Origin of the sequence: Mycobacterium hackensackense (assembly GCF_025822555.1) — a bacterium.
Taxonomy (GTDB): domain Bacteria; phylum Actinomycetota; class Actinomycetes; order Mycobacteriales; family Mycobacteriaceae; genus Mycobacterium; species Mycobacterium fluoranthenivorans.
In genome coordinates this window covers 192,288-211,401 of sequence record NZ_JACKUC010000031.1, presented here as the reverse complement: position 1 = coordinate 211,401, position 19,114 = coordinate 192,288, and the positions used below count along the sequence as shown (strand labels likewise).

The 19,114-nt window shown below is 65.2% G+C and carries 15 protein-coding genes, 1 tRNA gene and 3 pseudogenes; 8 read left to right on the top strand and 11 right to left on the bottom strand.

The genetic code is table 11. The annotated features are described in order from the left end of the window. Nucleotides 1-63 precede the first annotated feature (63 nt). From H7J86_RS21120 to aceE, 7 genes are all read right to left on the bottom strand, one after another. Nucleotides 64-1,485: an acyl-CoA carboxylase subunit beta gene (locus H7J86_RS21120; protein ID WP_090353674.1), complete on the bottom strand. Its 1,422-nt coding sequence runs from the start codon at nucleotides 1,483-1,485 to the stop codon at nucleotides 64-66. Nucleotides 1,486-1,519: 34 nt separating this feature from the next. Next, entirely contained in the window at nucleotides 1,520-2,773 is a 1,254-nt protein-coding gene (gene kasB / locus H7J86_RS21115) for a 3-oxoacyl-ACP synthase KasB (RefSeq protein ID WP_090353675.1), read from the bottom strand. Nucleotides 2,774-2,799: 26 nt separating this feature from the next. Further along, on the bottom strand, nucleotides 2,800-4,050 hold the full coding sequence (gene kasA / locus H7J86_RS21110) for a 3-oxoacyl-ACP synthase KasA (RefSeq protein WP_090353676.1): 1,251 nt from the start codon (nucleotides 4,048-4,050) through the stop codon (nucleotides 2,800-2,802). Then, nucleotides 4,047-4,340 carry a meromycolate extension acyl carrier protein AcpM gene (gene acpM / locus H7J86_RS21105; RefSeq protein WP_090353678.1) on the bottom strand — a complete coding sequence of 98 codons (294 nt, stop codon included), beginning with the start codon at nucleotides 4,338-4,340 and terminating at the stop codon, nucleotides 4,047-4,049. Before acpM ends, kasA begins: the two co-directional genes overlap by 4 nt. A gap of 82 nt (nucleotides 4,341-4,422) precedes the next feature. Then, on the bottom strand, nucleotides 4,423-5,328 hold the full coding sequence (locus H7J86_RS21100; RefSeq protein WP_267293261.1) for an ACP S-malonyltransferase: 906 nt from the start codon (nucleotides 5,326-5,328) through the stop codon (nucleotides 4,423-4,425). 128 nt (nucleotides 5,329-5,456) lie between these two features. Next, the gene (locus H7J86_RS21095; RefSeq protein WP_187096119.1) at nucleotides 5,457-6,743 is read right to left on the bottom strand and encodes a PucR family transcriptional regulator; all 1,287 of its coding nucleotides are present in this window, start codon (nucleotides 6,741-6,743) and stop codon (nucleotides 5,457-5,459) included. Nucleotides 6,744-6,846: 103 nt separating this feature from the next. Next, nucleotides 6,847-9,636 carry a pyruvate dehydrogenase (acetyl-transferring), homodimeric type gene (aceE, locus tag H7J86_RS21090; protein WP_267293259.1) on the bottom strand — a complete coding sequence of 930 codons (2,790 nt, stop codon included), beginning with the start codon at nucleotides 9,634-9,636 and terminating at the stop codon, nucleotides 6,847-6,849. A 157-nt stretch (nucleotides 9,637-9,793) separates the two neighbouring features. Here aceE and H7J86_RS21085 point away from each other — a divergent pair, with 157 nt between their 5' ends. The 5 genes from H7J86_RS21085 to H7J86_RS21065 all read left to right on the top strand — a co-directional run bounded on the left by H7J86_RS21085 (nucleotide 9,794) and on the right by H7J86_RS21065 (nucleotide 12,666). Continuing rightward, a complete protein-coding gene (locus H7J86_RS21085; RefSeq protein WP_187096117.1) occupies nucleotides 9,794-10,378 on the top strand; it encodes an Rv2240c family protein in 585 nt (194 codons plus the stop codon). 92 nt (nucleotides 10,379-10,470) lie between these two features. Continuing rightward, entirely contained in the window at nucleotides 10,471-10,896 is a 426-nt protein-coding gene (locus H7J86_RS21080; RefSeq protein ID WP_090353684.1) for a DUF3052 domain-containing protein, read from the top strand. 79 nt (nucleotides 10,897-10,975) lie between these two features. After that, complete coding sequence (locus tag H7J86_RS21075) at nucleotides 10,976-11,434, top strand: peroxiredoxin (RefSeq protein ID WP_267293257.1); 459 nt, start codon at nucleotides 10,976-10,978, stop codon at nucleotides 11,432-11,434. Between the two features lie 36 nt (nucleotides 11,435-11,470). Further along, nucleotides 11,471-11,542 (top strand) — tRNA-Val (locus H7J86_RS21070). Nucleotides 11,543-11,733: 191 nt separating this feature from the next. After that, the gene (locus tag H7J86_RS21065; RefSeq protein WP_267293255.1) at nucleotides 11,734-12,666 is read left to right on the top strand and encodes a hypothetical protein; all 933 of its coding nucleotides are present in this window, start codon (nucleotides 11,734-11,736) and stop codon (nucleotides 12,664-12,666) included. Nucleotides 12,667-12,676: 10 nt separating this feature from the next. Here the strand turns inward: H7J86_RS21065 and H7J86_RS21060 are convergent, their stop codons facing one another. The 4 genes from H7J86_RS21060 to H7J86_RS21045 form a co-directional block, all read right to left on the bottom strand. Then, nucleotides 12,677-12,997 (bottom strand): hypothetical protein, encoded by a 321-nt coding sequence (locus H7J86_RS21060; RefSeq protein ID WP_267293253.1) that lies wholly within the window; start codon nucleotides 12,995-12,997, stop codon nucleotides 12,677-12,679. Between the two features lie 411 nt (nucleotides 12,998-13,408). After that, nucleotides 13,409-14,110, bottom strand: coding sequence for a GIY-YIG nuclease family protein (locus H7J86_RS21055; RefSeq protein ID WP_267293251.1), 702 nt, complete (start codon nucleotides 14,108-14,110; stop codon nucleotides 13,409-13,411). Between the two features lie 179 nt (nucleotides 14,111-14,289). Next, a complete protein-coding gene (locus tag H7J86_RS21050) occupies nucleotides 14,290-15,429 on the bottom strand; it encodes a site-specific integrase (RefSeq protein ID WP_267293250.1) in 1,140 nt (379 codons plus the stop codon). 365 nt (nucleotides 15,430-15,794) lie between these two features. After that, nucleotides 15,795-15,992: a helix-turn-helix domain-containing protein gene (locus H7J86_RS21045; RefSeq protein ID WP_267293248.1), complete on the bottom strand. Its 198-nt coding sequence runs from the start codon at nucleotides 15,990-15,992 to the stop codon at nucleotides 15,795-15,797. A gap of 507 nt (nucleotides 15,993-16,499) precedes the next feature. Here H7J86_RS21045 and mobF point away from each other — a divergent pair. From mobF to H7J86_RS21035, 3 pseudogenes are all read left to right on the top strand, one after another. Further along, nucleotides 16,500-17,384: pseudogene (mobF, locus tag H7J86_RS33735) on the top strand (MobF family relaxase); the annotation flags it as partial. Nucleotides 17,385-17,875: 491 nt separating this feature from the next. Then, nucleotides 17,876-18,355: pseudogene (locus tag H7J86_RS33730) on the top strand (AAA family ATPase); the annotation flags it as partial. A gap of 231 nt (nucleotides 18,356-18,586) precedes the next feature. After that, nucleotides 18,587-18,979: pseudogene (locus H7J86_RS21035) on the top strand (integrase core domain-containing protein); the annotation flags it as partial. Nucleotides 18,980-19,114: the final 135 nt, after the last annotated feature.

Below are 19,114 nucleotides of genomic sequence, written 5' to 3'. Positions count from 1 at the left end.
TCAAAACTCATCGAAACGACGAATGGCCCGGGAGATTCTCCCAGGCCATTCGTTGTCGAGTGGTTACAGCGGGATGTTCTTGTGCCGGCCGCGCCGGTGCGGGGCCTCGGCCAGAGCCTGGGTGATCACGCTGCGGGTGTGCGCCGGATCGATCTTGGCGTCCACCACGCCGATCTCGATCGCGGAGTCGACGCCGCCGGCGATCCGCTCGTGCTCCAGCGCGAGTTCCTCGTGCAGGGCCTCGCGGTCTTCGGGAGCGGCGGCTGCCAGCTTGCGCTTGTGCAGGATGCCGACGGCGGCCTTGGCGCCCATCACGGCGACCTCGGCCTCCGGCCAGGCGAACACCTTGGTGGCGTTCAGCGAACGGGAGTTCATCGCGATGTATGCGCCGCCGTAGATCTTGCGGGTCACCAGGGTGACCCGGGGCACGGTGGCCTCACCGAATGCGTGCAGCAGCTTGGCGCCGCGGCGCACCACGCCACCCCATTCCTGGTCCACACCGGGCAGGTAGCCGGGCACGTCCACCACGACCACCAGCGGGATGCCGAACGCGTCGCACAGCCGCACGAAACGGGCCGACTTCTCGGCGCTCTCGGAGTTCAGGCAGCCACCCAGGCGCAGCGGGTTGTTGGCGATGACGCCGACGGAGCGCCCGGCCAGCCGGCCCAGGCCGACCACGATGGACGGAGCCCACCGGGACTGGAACTCCTCGAACGGGGCGTCGTCGTCGAGCAGGGCCTCGATGATCGGATGCACGTCGTAGGCGCGCCGCGCCGACTCGGGCATCAGCGCCTTGAGGTCGGTATCGCCGGCCTCGGCCTTGCTGCGGTCGAAATGGCCCTGCTGGGAGAACAGCCCCACCAGGCGACGGCCACGCTCGTAGGCGTCGAGCTCGTCGTCGGCGACGATATGGCACACGCCGGACTTCTTGTGGTGGGCTTCCGGGCCGCCGAGGGACACCATGTCGACGTCCTCGCCGGTCACGCTGCGCACCACGTCCGGGCCGGTGACGAACACCTTGCTGTCCGGCGCCATAACGATGACATCGGTCAGCGCGGGGCCGTAGGCGGCGCCACCGGCGGCGAAGCCGACGACCACCGAGATCTGCGGGATGTAACCCGACGCGCGGATCATCGCCTCGAACACCAGGCCGACCGCGTGCAGCGCCTTGACGCCCTCGGCCAGCCGGGCGCCGCCGGAGTGCCAGATACCGACGATCGGGCTCTGCTCCTCGATGGCGATGTCGTAGGCGTTGACGATATGGGCGCAACCCTCGATGCCCATCGCGCCGCCCATGACGGTGCCGTCGGTGCAGAACGCGACGGTCTTCACCCCGTTCACGGCACCGGAGGCGGCCAGCACACCGGACTTGTCGCGCTCGTGCAGCAGCTCCACGGTGCCGTCGTCGAAGAACGTCGACAACCGCAGCAGCGGATCGCGAGGATCAAGGGATTCGGCAGCCGTCTCTGGGGCCATGGTCGTCATCTGGGTTCTCCTTGGTCTCGCGGTGAGCGCGTCGTCAGTATCGGCCGAAGGCGAGGGCGACGTTGTGCCCGCCGAAACCGAACGAATTGTTGATGGCGTACTGGTAGTTGCCCTGCCGCGGCTCCCCGGCCACCACGTCGAGGTCGATCTCCGGATCCAGGTTCTTCAGGTTCAGCGTGGGCGGTATGACGCCGTCACGCAAGGCGAGCACGGTCAGGATCGACTCGACCGCCCCGACCGCGCCGACCGAATGCCCCAGCGCCGACTTGGGTGCGTAGACCGCGGGGCGGTGGCCGCCCATCGCCTTGTTGATCGCCACGCCCTCGGCCACGTCACCGACGCTGGTGCCGGTCGCGTGCGCGTTGATGTGATCGATATCGGAGGGCTGCAGCCCGGCCAGCTGCACCGCCCGGCTCATGGCGTAGCCGGCCTGCTCGCCGTTGGGGTCCGGCGCGACGATGTGGTAGCCGTCGGAGGTGACGCTGGCGCCCATGATGCGGGCCAGGATGTTCGCGCCGCGGGCCTTGGCATGCTCCTCGGTCTCGATGACGAGCATGGCGCCGGCCTCACCGAAGACGAAGCCGTTGCGGTCCTTGTCGAACGGGCGACAGGCCCCTTCGGGATCGTCGTTGCTGTTGGACAGCACGATGCGCATCTGGGCGAAGCCGGCGATCGGCACCGCCTCGATCTGGGTTTCCACCCCACCACAGATGGCCATATCGGCCTCGCCGAGCACGATGTTGCGCCAGGCGTTGGCGATGGCTTCCGAACCCGAGGCGCAGGCCGAGATCAGGGTGCTCACCCCGGCCTTGGCCTTGCGCTCGAGACCGATGGCGGCCGCAGCCCCGTTGGGCATGTACATCTGCACGACGAGCGGGGACACGGCCCGAAGACCGCGTTCCCGCATCCCGTCGTACGCGAACACCAGTTCCTCGGCGGAGCCCAGTCCGGTGCCGACCGACACCATCAACCGGCGCGGGTCGACGTCGGGAGACCCGGCGTTCTCCCAGACCCGACGCCCCAGCACCGTCGACATCTTCTGGAGGTAGGACAGCCGGCGCTTCTCGACGCGCGTCAGGTCGTCCTCGAAATCCTCCAGGAGATGCCCGCCGATGCGGACCGGAAGGTCGTACTGCTCGACGAAAGGATCTTCGAGCTTCCGGATACCGCTCTCCCCGTTGAGCAGCTTCTTCCAGGTGTTCTCGGCATCGGTCGCCAACGCGGTCGACATGGCAATGCCAGTGACCACCACGTTGGGCAGACCGTTCCCCGTCGAGACTCCCGCCATGAACTGAGTTTTCCTTTCCTATCTACTCAGTACCGCCCGAAGGCCAGTGCCACATTGTGGCCACCGAACCCGAATGAGTTGTTGATGGCGTACTGGTATTCGCCGTATCGAGGCTCGCCCGCAACGACATCGAGATCGATCTCGGGGTCGGGCGTCTCATAGTTGAGCGTCGGCGGGATGACACCGTCGCGCAGAGCCAGCACCGTCAGGATGGATTCCAGGGCGCCGACGGCGCCGATGGAGTGACCCAGTGCGCCCTTGGGTGCGTATACCGCGGCATGTTCCACCCCGGCGACGCGCAGTGCGTTGGCCTCCGCGGTGTCACCGATCGGGGTGGCCGTGGCGTGTGCGTTGACGTGGTCGATGTCCTTGGCGGACAGACCGGCGGTCTCCAGTGCGCGCTTGATCGCGGCACCGGCCCGCAGGCCATCCGGTGCCGGAGCGACCATGTGGAACGCGTCCGAGGTGATGCCCGCACCGAGCACCCGGGCCAGCGGCTTGGCGCCACGAGCCTTGGCGTGTTCCTCGGTTTCGAGGATCAGCACCGCGCCGGCTTCACCGAACACGAATCCGTCGCGGTCCTTGTCGAACGGACGCGACGCACCGGTCGGATCGTCGTTGCGGGTGGACATGGCGCGCATCATCGAGAACGCCGCGATAGGCAGCGCCTCGATACCGCCCTCGACGCCACCGCACACCGCGATGTCGGCGTCACCCATGACGATCTGACGCCAGGCGTGGGCGATGGCCTCGGAGCCGGAGGAACACGCCGAGACCGGGGTGATGACGCCGGCACGGGCCCCGAGTTCGAGACCGATGACGGCGGCAGCGCCGTTGGGCATGATCATCTGGACGGCCAGCGGCGACACCTTGCGGGGGCCGCCCTCGTTCATCGCGTCGTAGGTCTCGACGATCTTCTCGCCGCCACCGAGGCCGGTGCCGATCACGACCGAGAAACGATCGGGATCGACCTCCGGCCGACCGGCGGTGTCCCACAACTGATTGCCGATGTACTTGGCCATCCGCTGGACATACGACATACGCCGCATCTCCAGCCGGGTCATCTTTTCGTCGAGGTTCTCGACGAGATGGCCGCCGATGCGTACCGGAAGGTCCCACTTGGTGACGAAATCGTCCTCGAGGACGCGGATTCCGCTCTCGCCGGCCAGTAGGCCCTTCCACGTGCCCTCGATGTCCGCAGCGAGGGAAGTAGTCGCCGTAACGGCGGTCACCACAACGCTGGGGAAACCGCCGTTAGCAGTGGAAGGTCGGGTCACTTCGAGAACTTATCGCGCAGCGCGGCGGCGGCCTCGGGGTTCTCTTCCTCGAGCTTCTGGATGTAGCCGACGACGTCACCGACGGTGCGCAGGCCGGCCAGATCCTCGTCCGGGATCTTCACGCCGTACTTGTCCTCGGTCTGCACCGCGATCTCGACCATCGACAGCGAGTCGATGTCCAGGTCGTCGACGAAGCTCTTCTCCAGCGTCACCTCAGACGGCTCGATACCGGTGACCTCTTCGATGATCTCGGCAAGACCGGCGATGATTTCTTCTTGACTGGCGGCCACGATGGCTCCTTCTGTTTCTTCGGTTGCTCCACTCCGGCTGTCGGAGTGTTTGGTGGAACGTCTTCGGTTATGACACCCGGGATCAGAGCTCGGCGAGCCCATCCAGGTCTGAGGGGGCTTTCACCGCGTAGGTCGGTGTGCCTTTCAGTTCTCGTTTGGCGATGCCGACGAGCGTCCCGGCGGGCGGGAACTCGACGATCGCCGTGACCGCCAGACCCCGCAGGGTCTCGTTGCACAGGTCCCAGCGCACCGGCCGGGTCATCTGGGCGACCAGCTTGGACATCGCGTCGGCAGCGTCGGCGACGGGCTTGCCGTCGGCGTTGGACAGCAGCGTCCTGGTCGGTTCGGCGGTCGGCACCTCCGCGGCCGCGGCGGCGTAGCCCTCGGCGGCGGGCGCCATGTAGTGGGTGTGGAAGGCGCCGGCGGTGGCCAGCACCCGGACCCGGGCCTTGGCCGGCGGATCCTCGGCGAGCTTCTCCAGCGCGGCGACCGCGCCGGCGGCCACGATCTGACCGGCGGCGTTGCGGTTGGCGGGGATGAGATCCAGGGACTCCAGGCGGGCTAGCACTTCGGCCTCGTCGCCGCCGAGCACGGCGGCCATACCGGTGGGCTCCAGCGCGCAGGCCTTGGCCATCTCGGCGCCGCGGGTGGCGGCCAGCTTGATGGCGTCGTCGGGGGAGATGACACCGGCGATGGCGTACGCCGCGATCTCGCCGACCGAGTGACCGGCGATGGCCGCATCACCGGCGAGCAGTCCGGCCTTGGTGACGTGCTCGTGCGCCAGCAGGGTGGCGGCCACGACCAGCGGCTGGGTCACCGCGGTATCGGTGATCTCCTCGGCGGTGGCGGTGGTGCCCAGCCGGGCCAGGTCCAGGCCGCTGATCGCCGACCACGCGGCCAGGCGCTCGGAAGCCCCGGGCAACTCCAGCCATGGGCTGAGCATGCCGGGGGTCTGGGATCCCTGTCCGGGAGCAAGCAATGCAAGCACGGCTCTAAGAAAACACTGTGAAGTCGTGTCTGTGCCGTGTAAGAGATTATGAACCTTGTCTTATTCTTTTGTGGAGTTTCCACAAAAGTGCACGTGATGCGACCGCGCCGAGACCAGGTTGCGATCTGTCACATCGGAATCTGGCTGTCCGTATTCGCCGATTGGCCTAAGAATGTGCCGTTCGCACTGCCGTTTGACCCGTTGAAGTGGCCCGAATCACGCCGAAGCCGACCCACCGTGATGGCCACCCGCAACACGTACGCGTCGCGCGGGACCGTCGGATCACGGCCGGTGAAGTCGGTGATCCGTTTCAGGCGGTAGCGGACGGTGTTTGGATGAACCGTCAATTTGCGTGCGCAAGCTTCTATGGCGCCGCCGGAGTCCAGATACGCGTCGAGGGTCTGCGTCAATGCGGGGTCGGCATCGCCGAGGGGGCGCATCACCTCGGTCTCCAGTGCGGCCAGCGCGATCGCGTCGCCGAGCAGCGCCCGTTCCGGAAGCAGCTCGCGGGCGGCCACCGGTCGCGGCGCACCGCCCCAGCCGGTGACGGCACGCATCCCCGAGATGGCCTCGGCGGCGCTTCGGTGCAGCGTCAGCAAGCTCGGCGCGGTGGGGCCGATCACCACCGGGCCGTTGCCGAACACCTTCATTAGCTCCGCGAGGAAGCGGTCGGTCTGGGACAGCGGCCCGGAGACGATGGTGACCAGCCAGGTGCCGTGCACATCCGACAGGGCGGTACGGCCGTTGCGCAATGCCACGTCGTGCACATCGCCGCTGACCAGGTCCAGGCGGTCCGGCTGCGGATAGCCCACGATCACGGTGGCGGGTGCGGTGGCATCCCAGTTCAGGGCGGCGGCCTGGGACTGCAGGGCCGGGCCGGCGTCCCCGCGGACCACGGCGTCGACGATATTGGCCTCCATCCGGCTGTCCCAGGCACCACGCGCCTCGGCCTGATCGGCATAGGCCGTTGCGGCGGCGAAGGCCAGATCGCGGCTGTAGCGCAGGATGCCGGCGGTCAGCGCGGTCAGCTGTTCGTCGGTGCGGGCCAGCAGCGGCACCACTTCCTCGAAGAACTCCATGGTGACCCGCACCATCTCGACGGATTGGCGCAGCGCCACCCGTCTGCGCAGGTCCTGGGGGACGACTTCGAAGGCCTGGGCGGTGTAGCTGATATCGCTGCTGGGGTCGCGCATCCACTCGACGAAGTTGATGACCGCGGTCTGGACCACCAGCTGCACGCTGGCGCGCTGGGAAGCCTCCAGGTCGGAGAAGCCCGGCAGCCGCTCTTCCAGGGCATGTACGGCCTCGGTGGCCAGCCGGCCCGAATACTGTTTGAGCCGACGCAGCGCGGACTCGGGCACGCTCTGCAGCACGTCCAGCGTCGAGGCGGGCGGAACGGTCCGTTTGTCGGGCATGGATAAAATCTACGCTTCTCTTTTGTGAGAGATGCACCGCGTTTGTGCGGTTTCATACGCGACACGCCGGGCGAGGCGTATGAAACCGCACAAACGGAGAGGGCTAGGCGCTCCCGGTGTCGGCGAAGGACACCTCGGCGGCGGAGACGTCATCGATGCGGTACTGCTTGGCCGCGGCGACGGCCACCGACGGATCGATCTCCCCGTCGCGGGCCAGTGCCTCCAGCACGGCCACCACCACCGATTCGGCATCGGTGTTGAAGTACCGGCGCGCGGCCGGACGGGTGTCGGAGAAACCGAACCCGTCGGTGCCGAGCGTGACGTAGGTGTTGGGCACCCACGGCCGGATCTGCTCGGGGACCGCCCGCATCCAGTCCGACACCGCCACCACCGGGCCGGCCGTCTCGCCGAGCACCTGGGTGACATAGGCGGTCGGGGCCGGCTGATCCGGGTGCCGCAGCCGCTGCTTCTCCACCGCCACACCGTCCCGGTTGAGCTCGCCCCAGCTGGTCACCGACCAGACATCGGCCGCCACATCCCATTCGGCCGCCAGCAGGTCGGCCGCCCGCAACGCCTCCGGCATGGTCACGCCGGAGGTCAGGATCTGGGCGGTGCTGGTGCGTTTCTCGGCGGCCGCCCGGTAGCGGTAGATACCGCGCAGCAGACCTTCGGGATCGAAGTTCTCCGGCTCGGCGGGCTGCACGTACGGCTCGTTGTAGATGGTGATGTAGTAGAAGATGTTCTCCGGGTTCTCCCCGTACATCCGCTGCAGACCGTTTTCGATGATGTAGGCGATCTCGTAGGCGAAGGCCGGGTCATAGGTCACCGCCGCCGGGTTGGTCGACGCGAGCAGCAGTGAATGCCCGTCGGCGTGCTGCAGACCCTCGCCGGTCAGCGTGGTGCGGCCCGCGGTGGCGCCCAGCACGAATCCCTTGGCCATCTGATCGGCGGCCGCCCACAGACCGTCACCGGTGCGCTGGAACCCGAACATCGAATAGAAGATGTAGATCGGGATCATCGTGGTGTTGTGGGTGGCGTACGACGTGCCCACCGCGGTGAACGAGGCGGTCGAGCCGGCCTCGTTGATGCCCTCGTGCAGGATCTGGCCGACCTCGGATTCCTTGTAGGCCAACATCAATTCGGAATCCACGGCCGTGTAGAGCTGCCCGTTGCGGTTGTAGATCTTGAGGCTCGGGAACCACGAGTCCATACCGAAGGTACGGGCCTCGTCCGGGATGATCGGGACGATCCGCGGGCCGATTTCCTTGTCCCGCAACAGTTCCTTGAGCGTGCGCACCGTCGCCATGGTGGTGGCCACGGCCTGGGTGCCGGACCCCTTCTTCAGCGGCTTGTAGGCGTCGCGGCCGGGCAGCTTCAGGGCCTTGGTCTTGGTGCGGCGCTCGGGCAGGAAACCGCCCAGGGTGCGCCGCCGGTCCAGCAGGTACCGGATCTCGGGCGAGTTCGGTCCCGGGTGGTAGTACGGCGGCAGGTAGGGGTTCTCTTCCAGCGCGGCGTCGCTGACCGGCACCCGGGTGACATCGCGGAAGGCCTTGAGGTCTTCCAGGGCAAGCTTTTTCATCTGGTGGGTGGCGTTGCGGCCCTCGAAGTGGTGCCCCAGCGTGTAGCCCTTGATGGTCTTGGCCAGGATGATCGTGGGCTGGCCCTTGTGCTCCATCGCGGCCCGGTAGGCGGCGTAGAGCTTGCGGTAGTCGTGGCCGCCGCGCTTGAGATTCCAGATCTCGTTGTCGGTCATCGAATCGACCAGCGCCTTGGTGCGCGGGTCGCGACCGAAGAAGTGGTCCCGCACGTAGGCGCCGTCGTTGGCCTTGTAGGTCTGGTAGTCACCGTCGGGCGTGGTGTTCATCAGGTTCACCAGGGCACCGTCACGGTCGGCGTGCAGCAGCGCGTCCCACTCGCGGCCCCACACCACCTTGATGACGTTCCAGCCCGCGCCGCGGAAGAACGATTCCAGCTCCTGGATGATCTTGCCGTTACCGCGCACCGGCCCGTCCAGGCGCTGCAGGTTGCAGTTGACGACGAAGGTCAGGTTGTCCAGCGCCTCGTTGGCCGCCACCTGGATCAGGCCGCGGCTCTCCGGCTCGTCCATCTCGCCGTCGCCCAGGAACGCCCACACATGCTGATCCGAGGTGTCCTTGAGGCCCCGGTCGTGCAGGTAGTGGTTGAACCGCGCCTGGTAGATGGCGTTCATCGGGCCCAGGCCCATCGACACCGTGGGGAACTCCCAGAAGTCGGGCATCAGGCGCGGGTGCGGGTAGGACGGCAGGCCGCCGCCGGCGTGGCTGTGCTCCTGGCGGAAGCCGTCCAACTGGTTGGCAGTCAGCCGGCCCTCGAGGAAGGCGCGGGCGTACATGCCGGGGGAGGCGTGGCCCTGGATGAAGACCTGGTCGCCGCCACCGGGATGGGACTTGCCCCGGAAGAAGTGGTTGAAGCCGACCTCGTACAGCGAGGCCGACGAGGCGTAGGTCGAAATATGGCCGCCGACACCGACTCCCGGCCGCTGGGCGCGGTGCACCATGATGGCCGCATTCCAGCGGATCCAGGCCCGGTAGCGCCGCTCGACATCCTCGTCACCGGGGAACCACGGCTCCAGCTCGGTGGGGATGGTGTTGACGTAGTCGGTGGACGTCAGCGCGGGGATGGCGACACGCTGCTCACCCGATCGTTCCAGCAGGCGCAACATCAGGTAGCGCGCGCGAGCCGGGCCGGACCGTTCCAGGAGCGCGTCGAACGATTCCAGCCATTCGGAGGTCTCGTCGGGGTCGATATCGGGGAGGTAGGAGGCGACACCTTCGCGGATCACGCGGACGCGATCGGGTTCGCCTGTGGTACCAGAGTTTTGGGCCAGGTCTTGGCGCGCGAACTCGGTGGTCAACTTGGGCTCCTTGGTTGGCGGTGCTTCGTAGCGCTGGTTGCTTGTGGCGTCACCATCGTGCCTCTATCGTGCCCCACATCACCGGGCAGGGTGGCCTACTGCTCGGTAACCGAATGATCCGGCGATTGACAGCCCGAACCGGTAACGTCTGGCAACAATGCGCAACAGTTGGCGGGGGTCTTCGGTGCTGGTCCGGATACGAATCGGCGCCCTGGTGCTGGGTTGTCTGGCCGCTCTGGCGATGATCGTGGTCGGGTGCACCAGCGTGACCAGTGGTACCGCCACGGTGGACAAGGCCGATGCGCCGGTCTACCGCGCGTCGGTGTCGGCCTCGGCCGCCGAGTCGGCGGAGAGTTCCAGCTCGAAGGAATCCGAGCGACAGAAGTCGGTCACGACCAGTGCCATCCACAGCTCGTGCGAGGCGCTCAGCTCCAGCAGCGTGGACGCCATCTCCGCGGTGAACGACTACGTCGGCGCGTACAACGAGAACGGTGACGTCGCCGGCGCCGCGCGCCCGGCGATCGACGCGCTCAACCACAGCGCCGACGCGGTTGAACACAGCATTTCCGACCCGCTGGGTCCGGACCTGAAGAGCGCTCTGACAGAGTGGGTGGGTGCGGCTCGGGCCTTGGCGTCGTCGATTGCGGGCGATGTCGGGCCGGATGCGTTCAACGACGGAGTCGGCCGACTCAACGATGCGAAGGACGCCGCGCTGAACATGTGCGATAAGGCATATCGATAAACCTTGCCGCCAAGTCTCGGTTGATGGGCCCCGGCGTGCGAATATAGGCCGAGCGCACTCGGAAACGCTAAAAGCTTGAAGGAGGACAGACGGTGGTCGCGGGGACGGACTCTGACCCGAATTACGCCCGAAAACTGGGCATCGAGAAGGATCAGGTCGTTCAGGAGTTGGGGTGGGACGAAGACACCGACGACGATATTAGGGCCGATGTCGAGGATGCCGCCGGTGGCGAACTCCTCGACGAGGAGGCCGATGAGGTCGTCGACGTGGTGTTGTTGTGGTGGCGCGATGACGACGGTGACCTGGTAGATCGGCTGATGGACGCCATCACGCCGCTCGCCGATGACGGTGTCATCTGGGTCATCACCCCGAAGACGGGCAAGCCCGGTCACGTGCAGCCCGCGGAGATCGCCGAGTCGGCGCCCACGGCCGGGCTGATGCAGACGTCGTCGGCCAACCTGGGCGATTGGATTGCCAGCCGGCTGGTGCAGCCGAAGTCCAAGGCGAAGAGCCGATAGCCCGGTTGGCGCCGAGATTGCAGTTTTTGCGGCCCCCACTCGCACGTCGTCGCGGTAACCGCAATCTCGCGGTGCGCCGATGCTGACTGCGGGCCTCGCCGCGCCCGACTTCACCCTCAAGAACCAGCACGGCCAGCCCGTCACCTTGTCGGGTTTTCGCGGCCGCGACGTCCTGCTGGTGTTCTTTCCGCTCGCCTTCACCCCGATCTGTGCCGGTGAACTGGGCGAGATTCAGAGCCATCCCGAGGTGTACAACACCGCCGACACCGTCACGCTCGCGGTCTCGGTGGGGCCGCCGCCGACGCACAAGGTGTGGGCCAAGCAGAGCGGGTTCACCTTCGACCTGCTGTCGGATTTCTGGCCGCACGGCGCCGTCGCCCAGCAGTACGGGGTGTTCAATGCGGGGTCCGGCTTCGCCGACCGCGGCACCTTCGCGATCGACCGGTCCGGGATCATCCGGTTCGCCGAGTGCAAGCAGCCCGGCGAGGTGCGCGACGCGGCCGTGTGGCGCGACGCGCTGGCCGCTTTGCGGATTTAGTACTGGCCTTCGCGGGCGTGTACCGTGCCTGCGACGGGGCGCGTAGCTCAGTGGTAGAGCTCTGGTTTTACACACCAGCGGTCGGCGGTTCGATACCGTCCGCGCCCACTCTTAAAACTCCAGTTCAGGGGCCTGCGAGCGCGCTTGGTTGCGACTTCAAAAACCCCCGTTGTGCCGAGAGTGTGCCAACGTTTTTGGTGGTCTGTTAGGTGTGAAGTGCGCCTTGTCCCGTTGCGGTGTGGCTTTGGCGTAATCGACGGCCGGGAACGTTCGCCTCGCGAATGAGTCATTCTGTCGGCATGGCAGATTGGTGGGCGCGTGCGTTCGGTCTGATCGGTATAGCGATCTCACTCGCTGGCCTAGTTCTTAACGTGATCAAATACCGACACGATCGACCAAGACTCGGGATCACCGCGAAGGTTGCGACCGTCTACGGCTTAGGTGAGGACCGCAGCGGTGTAGCAGCCGGCATCGTTGCCACGATCACCAACGACGGTGGCGCAGACATTCGCATCAACCGCGTCTCGGTTAGCGGCGGGCAGCTGTCAGGATCGCTGTTGACAGGCCCGACGACGCCGCTGGACCTGACAGCCCGTGGTGGGAGTTCGACGTGGGTCTTTGATTACTCAGGTATGAGTCAGCAGCTCGGCGAACTCATCCGGACGGAGATGCACAGCACCGACCCGGTAAAGGTTCAAGTGGTAGTCCGTAGCGGCAGCCGCGACCTCACTCCGAAGCACGCCTACGTCTATGTGAATCCGCCAGGAGACAGCACTTACCGTCCAGAGCATGTGACGTTCGGGCGTCGGTATCGTGATTGGCGGCGCACCTGGTCCAAGCCGGTGCCCATGCTCGATCCTTACGTCAAGTTCACCGCGGCAGATTTTGAAGCGCGGCAGAGTCTTTTGACTATCTCGAACAGGTTTCGGCGTCGTGCCGCACCAAGTGAGCTCGTCCTGACCGTGAAGCACTCCGACGATAGCCGTGAGATCGTTAGCAGCCATCCGGCGATAAACGTTCCGGCAGTGCCAGGTCATAAGTCGGTTGAGGTGGCAGTTCCATTCATCGACGATGCGAACAAGCCTGCGGCCGCGACGTATGAATGGGTACTAAGAACCCACAGAGGCTTCGGAGGGCAGGCGGGGCGCGCCACCCTCCTGTCCGAAGTACCTCATCTGGGGGAGCAGCTGCGGCAACTACCGGATGCCACGCTAGACCGTCGCGACCCCTGATCTCCGCTGATCATCCGAGGTCCATGCCGCGTAGCTCGTCCTCGACAATCTGCTGACGAATCTTCTCGACTGATGCCTTGTCGAACGGGATAGACAGATAGATGTAGGAAAGCAAGAGATTCTGTGTTCGAGCGAGGCCGTCCGCGATCGTGTCCCCGGACAGCTCTGCCTCGACCACAATCTTCCAGACTTTTGAAAAGTCATCGTCGTGGATGTACTCGCCGAACGCTACCGCGAAGTCACAGGCGCGAAGCCGATCGCCCACGGTCATCGTGAAGCGCGCCCGCGCATCCGGTCGGTCTGCGTTGTCTTTGTCGTCTCCGGTATCCATCCAGCGAAACTAAGCCCGGGCCCTGACACCGCCGGTTTCACGGATGGTTTCACTGATGCCGACGACGGCTGGCGATCACAGCCCGGCAGGGAGGCATGACCAATCCTAAGCAGTCGAGTCGGCTGTCGTCAGTGAGGCCCAAACGCCGGAATCCGCAGCCTGATCCGGCCATCTCGCAACCGCACTCGTCCGATGAAGAACCAAGGGCGGTGTGCGTTGTGCAGGTTGAGTCAGTGCTTCTGTTGGATGAAATCGTCCCGGCTGATGGATTCGGGTAGACGACGGATGGCAGTTACGTAGTCGACCACGTAGTCGAGCCCGGAGAACTCGTGGATTGCTGTGTTGACGTGGTGTTGGACCGATGCGTAGGGAATCCCTAGGCATTCCGTTTCGCCGGTCGCCCATGTCAGGTCAACCGTGTACGGGTATCCGCGACGAACAAGTTCGCTCTGATCGGGCTCGATAGTGATGCCTCTGTCCGCGAGCGCGTTGTCGAGTCGCCCCATACGGCTCACCGGTGAGCTGATCGTGGATGACATACACGCCCTTCATGGATTCCAGCGCGATGCGCCAGTCGGGACGGCTCTGGCGCACGATTGTGCGGAGGTCTCGGAAGGTGTGGTTAATGAGGTCGTGCCCCGGGAAGGCGTCACCCTCGTAAGGCTTGTCGTGAATCGCCGCCACGGTCATCTGGTCGAGGTCGGTTTCCATATTCCTTCGTGTGAACCGTCCTGTTGGACGGAAGTCGATCACTAGGCGCTTGATGTACTCGCCCATAATGTCGTCGCGGAGCTTGAGGTCATAGGAGCGTGCGTTGGCGATAGGGGACCTACCCGTGACCTCGAAGACTCCGCCGAACAGCCAATGGTTCGAGGTTTTCGGCACTCTAGCCATGGTGAAGATGAAGACTCGGTTGAAGTGGTCGCGTGCACCGCGCCATCGGCTCCAACCCACCCATTCGTCCCAGTCGGTCGCGAGTTCGTTGATGGGTTCAACGTTGCCGTCTGATACTGCGCAGTGCAGCTTGCAGGTGTTCGGGTCCAGGTCACCCAGCAAATTGCGTAGCGGTATCGGACGCGACGTGGGTCGCGCATGGTGCGGTTCCTTCTTCACGGTTCCCTCTCGAGGCAGTAACTCGGTGGTCAGTGTGCCGTGGCATTGGGTTGCTGCGCAGCGTTCTCGTCCAACAGCACCCGTACAACGTGGAGCGTCCGATGCCGAGCGCACTTGGCAGGCAACGACTCATACGCGTACCAGTGCTGTGTGAGTCCTCGACACGTCTCCTTGTCCTTCTATGGCAACTCTCCAGCACGAGTCCGCGCCAACAGCGCATCGCCGGCCGCGGCCAACGCGTCGTCATAGACGTGCCCGTACACCCGCAGTGTGATCGCAGGGTCGTGACCCAGCCACTTTGCGGTTGCGATCGCCGTAGTTCCACTGTCCAGCAGCATCGTCGCAGCAGTGTGGCGGACATCGTGCAGGCGTATCGCCGGAACCCCAGCAATTTTCGAGCGGCGGGCGAACTCGGAGGAGTATGTTTCCGGCCGGATTGGCGAACCGTCTTCATTGACGGCAACCAGACCGCTATCGCGGTAAGAGTTCCCGAATGCGAGGCGCTCGCTAGCCTGCTGTGCTTTGAATGTTCGCAGCGCGGCCAGGATGTCGGCAGGCATCGGTAGCGCGCGCCGCGATCGCTTGGACTTCGGGTCGCCGGTGATTGTCCCGACGCCTGGGACGACCACCCGGCCCTGAGCTACCGTCACCGTGCCCGCGTCGAAGTCCACATCAGACCACCGCAGCCCGAGGATTTCCGATCGACGCAGGCCGGCCAAGGTGAGCAGCCAGCACGCCGCCAGCCGATCATCGCGGACGTGATCTCGGAATTTCGTGGCTTGCTCGGGTGTCCACGTGGCCATCTCGTAGTGCTTGATCGCTGGGCGCTTGACCATCCGCGCGACGTTTCTGGTCACCAGACCCTGCTTCATCGCGTCATCGAGCGCTGCCGACAACACCACCAGCATGCTCACCACGGTTCGTGCCGTGACTCCGCCGGGGACCTTCGGACGCTCGGGGTCCGCGGGCTGTGCGGCGACGTAGCGACCGCGCGCCGGCCGAAGCACTTCACCGGACGCCACCAGCCGATCCAGCGCTTTGATACCCGAATTACCCAGAGCGGCATAGACGTCCGAGTACTGCGCTCCATCGGGATGGCTGCGCAGTAACGTCAGCACCTCGGCTGCGCGCCGACCCCGCTTGTCCCGCTGCGCGACTGGCTTGCCTTCCAGCCGCAGAATCACCAGTGCGTCGACGTCGGCAGCACGAAGCTGCTGCAGCGTCATCTCACCAAGATGTTCGATGACGGGTTTCAGGTGGTTCCGATAGCCCGCGAGCGTGTTGGGCCTGATATCGCGCCGGCTATCCAACCAAGTCATCAGGAACTCGGCGACCGTCGTCGGGTTGCGCTTCACGAATGTGCCAGCCGCGACATCCGTGGCGATGCGCCGGTACTCAAGGCGAGCCTGAGCGAGCGTGGGAAGGTGAAGCGCTGTCGTTCGCGCGATCCGTCCGGTCGGACGCCGATATCGAGTTGGAAGGTGTAGGCAACCGCGCCATTCTTGGCGGTGCGGCGTGTGATCGGTTCGCTGCGCCGGGGTCGCTTCAGTGGCGTCCCGTCAGGGTCGTTCCTCATCGAGTCTCCAGATCAAATGATCGCCCTGCCGAGACCTCGGCGAAGCATCCGTGAGATGTACGTTGCGGCGGATGCTTACGGCTTCGCGCCAGCCTGGCACGCGGGTACTCAGGCAGATTCAACGTGCAACGCAACGAGTTCGCGAATGCCAGAGGTCACGATGTACACCCGGCCACCCAGTCGCCGGGTCGGCAGTTCGCCCGAAGCCGCCAGTCGATACGCGGCTGCGCGACTGACACCCAACAATTCAGCGGCATGTGGAACCGGCAGCAAGAAGGGCAGGTTGTTGAATACGCTGTCTTCCATTTTCGTTCATCACCTTTCGAGGGGCCCTGCCCGACGTCGAAAGGCGGCCAGCAGGTGCTATGCGATTGATGCCCTAACGGTGTGCACCGCAGCGGGCGGGATGATCGCCCCGGTGTGGCATCCATCGAGCCGACTAACACAACTGTAAGTCCCCCTACTGACGCTTCATGCAGAGAATTCGCGCCGGAGTTCATCAGCGGCATCCACTTCCACCGCCGCGCACACGTCTCTCGCGCATGCCCGCGACCGGCAACACCATCTGCCTCGTTTCCTCAACGCATTTCGCCACCCCTCTGTGGTGTCTTCCAACTACCACCACTACATACCATCACGTCCCAAAATCACAGTCCCCGTTACACTTACATCAACCCATTCCATACTTCTCATCCCCAAATACTGCACTGGCACATTTGCACAAGGGTGTGCGAGATTGGCGGTAGCGAACGTTGCGTTCGCCACCCGGCGGCTTTGAGCCCCGGGCGATCTCGGGTTCGAGAGGTGATCAACATGCTGACGATTGCCAAACTTTCGGCCTGGTCGATCAACTACTACAACGACACCGCCCGCGCTGCTCTTGACGCTCAGAAGGCCGGCGGCGGGTTGGGGGAGTACTACTCTGAACACGACACCCGCGCACCCGTTTGGCTCTGCGCCGGTGACGCCCGCCGCGCGGCCGAATTGGTCGGATTATCGGACCTCGATCGAGCGGGAGGACAGGCCAAAACCGATGTGGTCGAGCGGTGGTTGGTCGGCGGAGAATCGCCCAACAGCGCGTCGGGCCGCGGGTTCCGAAATGGCAGTGTGCACGGCTTCGATCTGACGTGCTGCGCGCCCAAGTCGGTGTCGCTGATCCGAGCCATCCGTGCCGACGACGTGACTGATAAGGCGATCGCTGACGCCCACACGACCGCCATCGCTGAGGCGATGGAATGCCTTGCGACTCATGCCGGATACACCCGGATGCACAACCCGGCGACGGGGGAGAAGGACCTCGTTCGGCTCCCTGGTTTAGTGGCGATTGCCTACCAGCACGAGACCTCTCGGGCCGGTGATCCGCACCTGCACACCCACGTCATCGTCCCCAACCGGCAAGCTCGCGCCGACGGTGTGTTGGTGTCGATCGATGGTACCTCGCTGTACCACGAAGGCAAGGCCGCCGGCGTCATCTATCAGGCGACGCTGCGCCGCGAACTGCATCAATCGTTGGGCTATGAGTGACTGCCCGTCGATCCTGGAACTGGCATGGCAGAAGTGGCCGGCATCGACCCGAGCAGCATCACCGCCTGGTCGCAACGCTCCACACAACTGCGGGAGTGGGCCGCCGGAAACCTCGTCGTAAACGACGAGGGTGAACTGACAGCAGCGCAGCTCGCGGCGGCTCAAAAGGCCACCCGCCCAAGCAAGCCCGAACAACTTGCCTGGGTGGAATTGCGCGCTGGGTGGCGCACCGACGAGCGTGGCATTGCGGTTGATTCGGCGGCCCATCGCAGGGCCCGTCACGACCGCCTCGACGCGAATGGACCGCGGTTCGACCGCCACCGAATTGCCGACGCCGCCGCGATGATCGAGAAGGCCGCGTTCACCCGTGCCGACCTTATTGAGGTCATCGGCGCTCAGCTTCCGGTCGACACTGCACGCTCGCCACGCGAGCTGGTCGAGGAAGCGGTCGATGAGATCGCGGTGCGGCTGACAGCGCCGCGCGAGGCGCATGAGCGGGAGGGCCACGAGCGGTTCACGCTCGATCTGATCCTGGCTGAAGAAGCCGCAGTGCTCGATCTCGTCGACGCCCAAGACCCCCGGTCAATACTGTGGGGCTTGCCTAGCGACATCGACGGCTTGTCGCCGGATCAACAACGCGCAGTGGAAAACATCGCTGTCTCACCATGGTTGGTGCAACCGCTGAGCGCCCTGCTGGAGCGGGCAAGACCACCTCGATGCGTGCGCTGGCGGCGATGGCGCGTCGCCGCCGTGATAGCCGGGTCCTCGTGTTGGCGCCGACGGGCAATGCGGTTGATGTCGCGGTCCGCGAAGGCGCCGGCGACACCGGCTACACCATCGCCAAAGCTCTGCACGAGCTCGACAACCACACCCTGACTCTGAGCCACAGCGACCTGTTGATCGTCGATGAGGCGGGCATGGTCGGCACGGACGACCTACTTCGCCTGCTCGCAGCCACCACGAGGGCAGGCGCCAAGACCGTCCTCGTCGGCGATCAGCACCAGCTCGCCCCGGTCAAGGCCCGCGGCGGCATGTTTGCCCAACTCTGCACCGACCTGCCCTGGGCACAGAAGTTGTCGGCAGTGTGGCGCATGCGCAACCCCGAGGAGCGCGCCGCCTCGCTCGCGTTGCGCGACGGCGGCCCCGCCCCAGTGCGGCGCGCGATCGAGTGGTATCGCAAGAACAATCGACTTCATGCCGGTGATGAATTCGCCATGGCTACAGATGCTTTGGCCGCCTATCGGCGTGACATTGCTGCCGGGAAGGACAGTTTGCTCGTGTGCGACACCAAGGAGATGGCCGACGCGCTAAACCAACGCATCCACAGGGAGACCATCGATCCGAACGCGCCAGTCGTGACCGCTGCACTTGGACATCAGATCGCTGTCGGCGATCTGATCTTCAGCCGCCGCAACGACCCCACCATCAGCGTCTTGCACGCCACGGACCAGACCCAACATGCGGACCCGGTGCTCTCCGATAACGGGTCGGCCTATCGGTCCTATGCCTGGCGCGACGCGTGCGCCGACCTGGGCATCACACCGAAGCGCACCCGGCCGTATCGGCCGCAGACCAATGGCAAGATCGAGCGGTTCCACCGCACACTGGCCGACGGCTGGGCCTACGCCCGCTTCTACGAATCCACCGAGCAGCGCAACGCCGCCCTACCGGGCTGGCTGCATTCCTACAATCATCACCGAGCCCACTCCGCCCTCGGAGGCCAGCCACCGGTCACCCGACTGACCAACCTCCCTGGACATCACAGCTAGTCCGCGGTAGAGGCGGGAATTAATGGCGCGCAACACGTCAAATCGCCGGATTATTGGTACTTGCTCCAGCGTCTGAGCGACCGCCCTGAATAAGGTGCGCGACCTGCATGGCGACGCATGCAACTTTGGTCATTT

Coding starts and splice junctions, on each gene's coding strand:
- H7J86_RS21120 (WP_090353674.1), bottom strand. CDS start 1,485: ATGACGACCATGGCCCCAGAGACGGCTGCCGAATCCCTTGATCCTCGC.
- kasB (WP_090353675.1), bottom strand. CDS start 2,773: ATGGCGGGAGTCTCGACGGGGAACGGTCTGCCCAACGTGGTGGTCACT.
- H7J86_RS21095 (WP_187096119.1), bottom strand. CDS start 6,743: ATGCCCGACAAACGGACCGTTCCGCCCGCCTCGACGCTGGACGTGCTG.
- H7J86_RS21085 (WP_187096117.1), top strand. CDS start 9,794: ATGCGCAACAGTTGGCGGGGGTCTTCGGTGCTGGTCCGGATACGAATC.
- H7J86_RS21075 (WP_267293257.1), top strand. CDS start 10,976: ATGCTGACTGCGGGCCTCGCCGCGCCCGACTTCACCCTCAAGAACCAG.
- H7J86_RS21065 (WP_267293255.1), top strand. CDS start 11,734: ATGGCAGATTGGTGGGCGCGTGCGTTCGGTCTGATCGGTATAGCGATC.
- H7J86_RS21060 (WP_267293253.1), bottom strand. CDS start 12,997: ATGGATACCGGAGACGACAAAGACAACGCAGACCGACCGGATGCGCGG.
- H7J86_RS21050 (WP_267293250.1), bottom strand. CDS start 15,429: ATGACTTGGTTGGATAGCCGGCGCGATATCAGGCCCAACACGCTCGCG.
- H7J86_RS21045 (WP_267293248.1), bottom strand. CDS start 15,992: ATGGAAGACAGCGTATTCAACAACCTGCCCTTCTTGCTGCCGGTTCCA.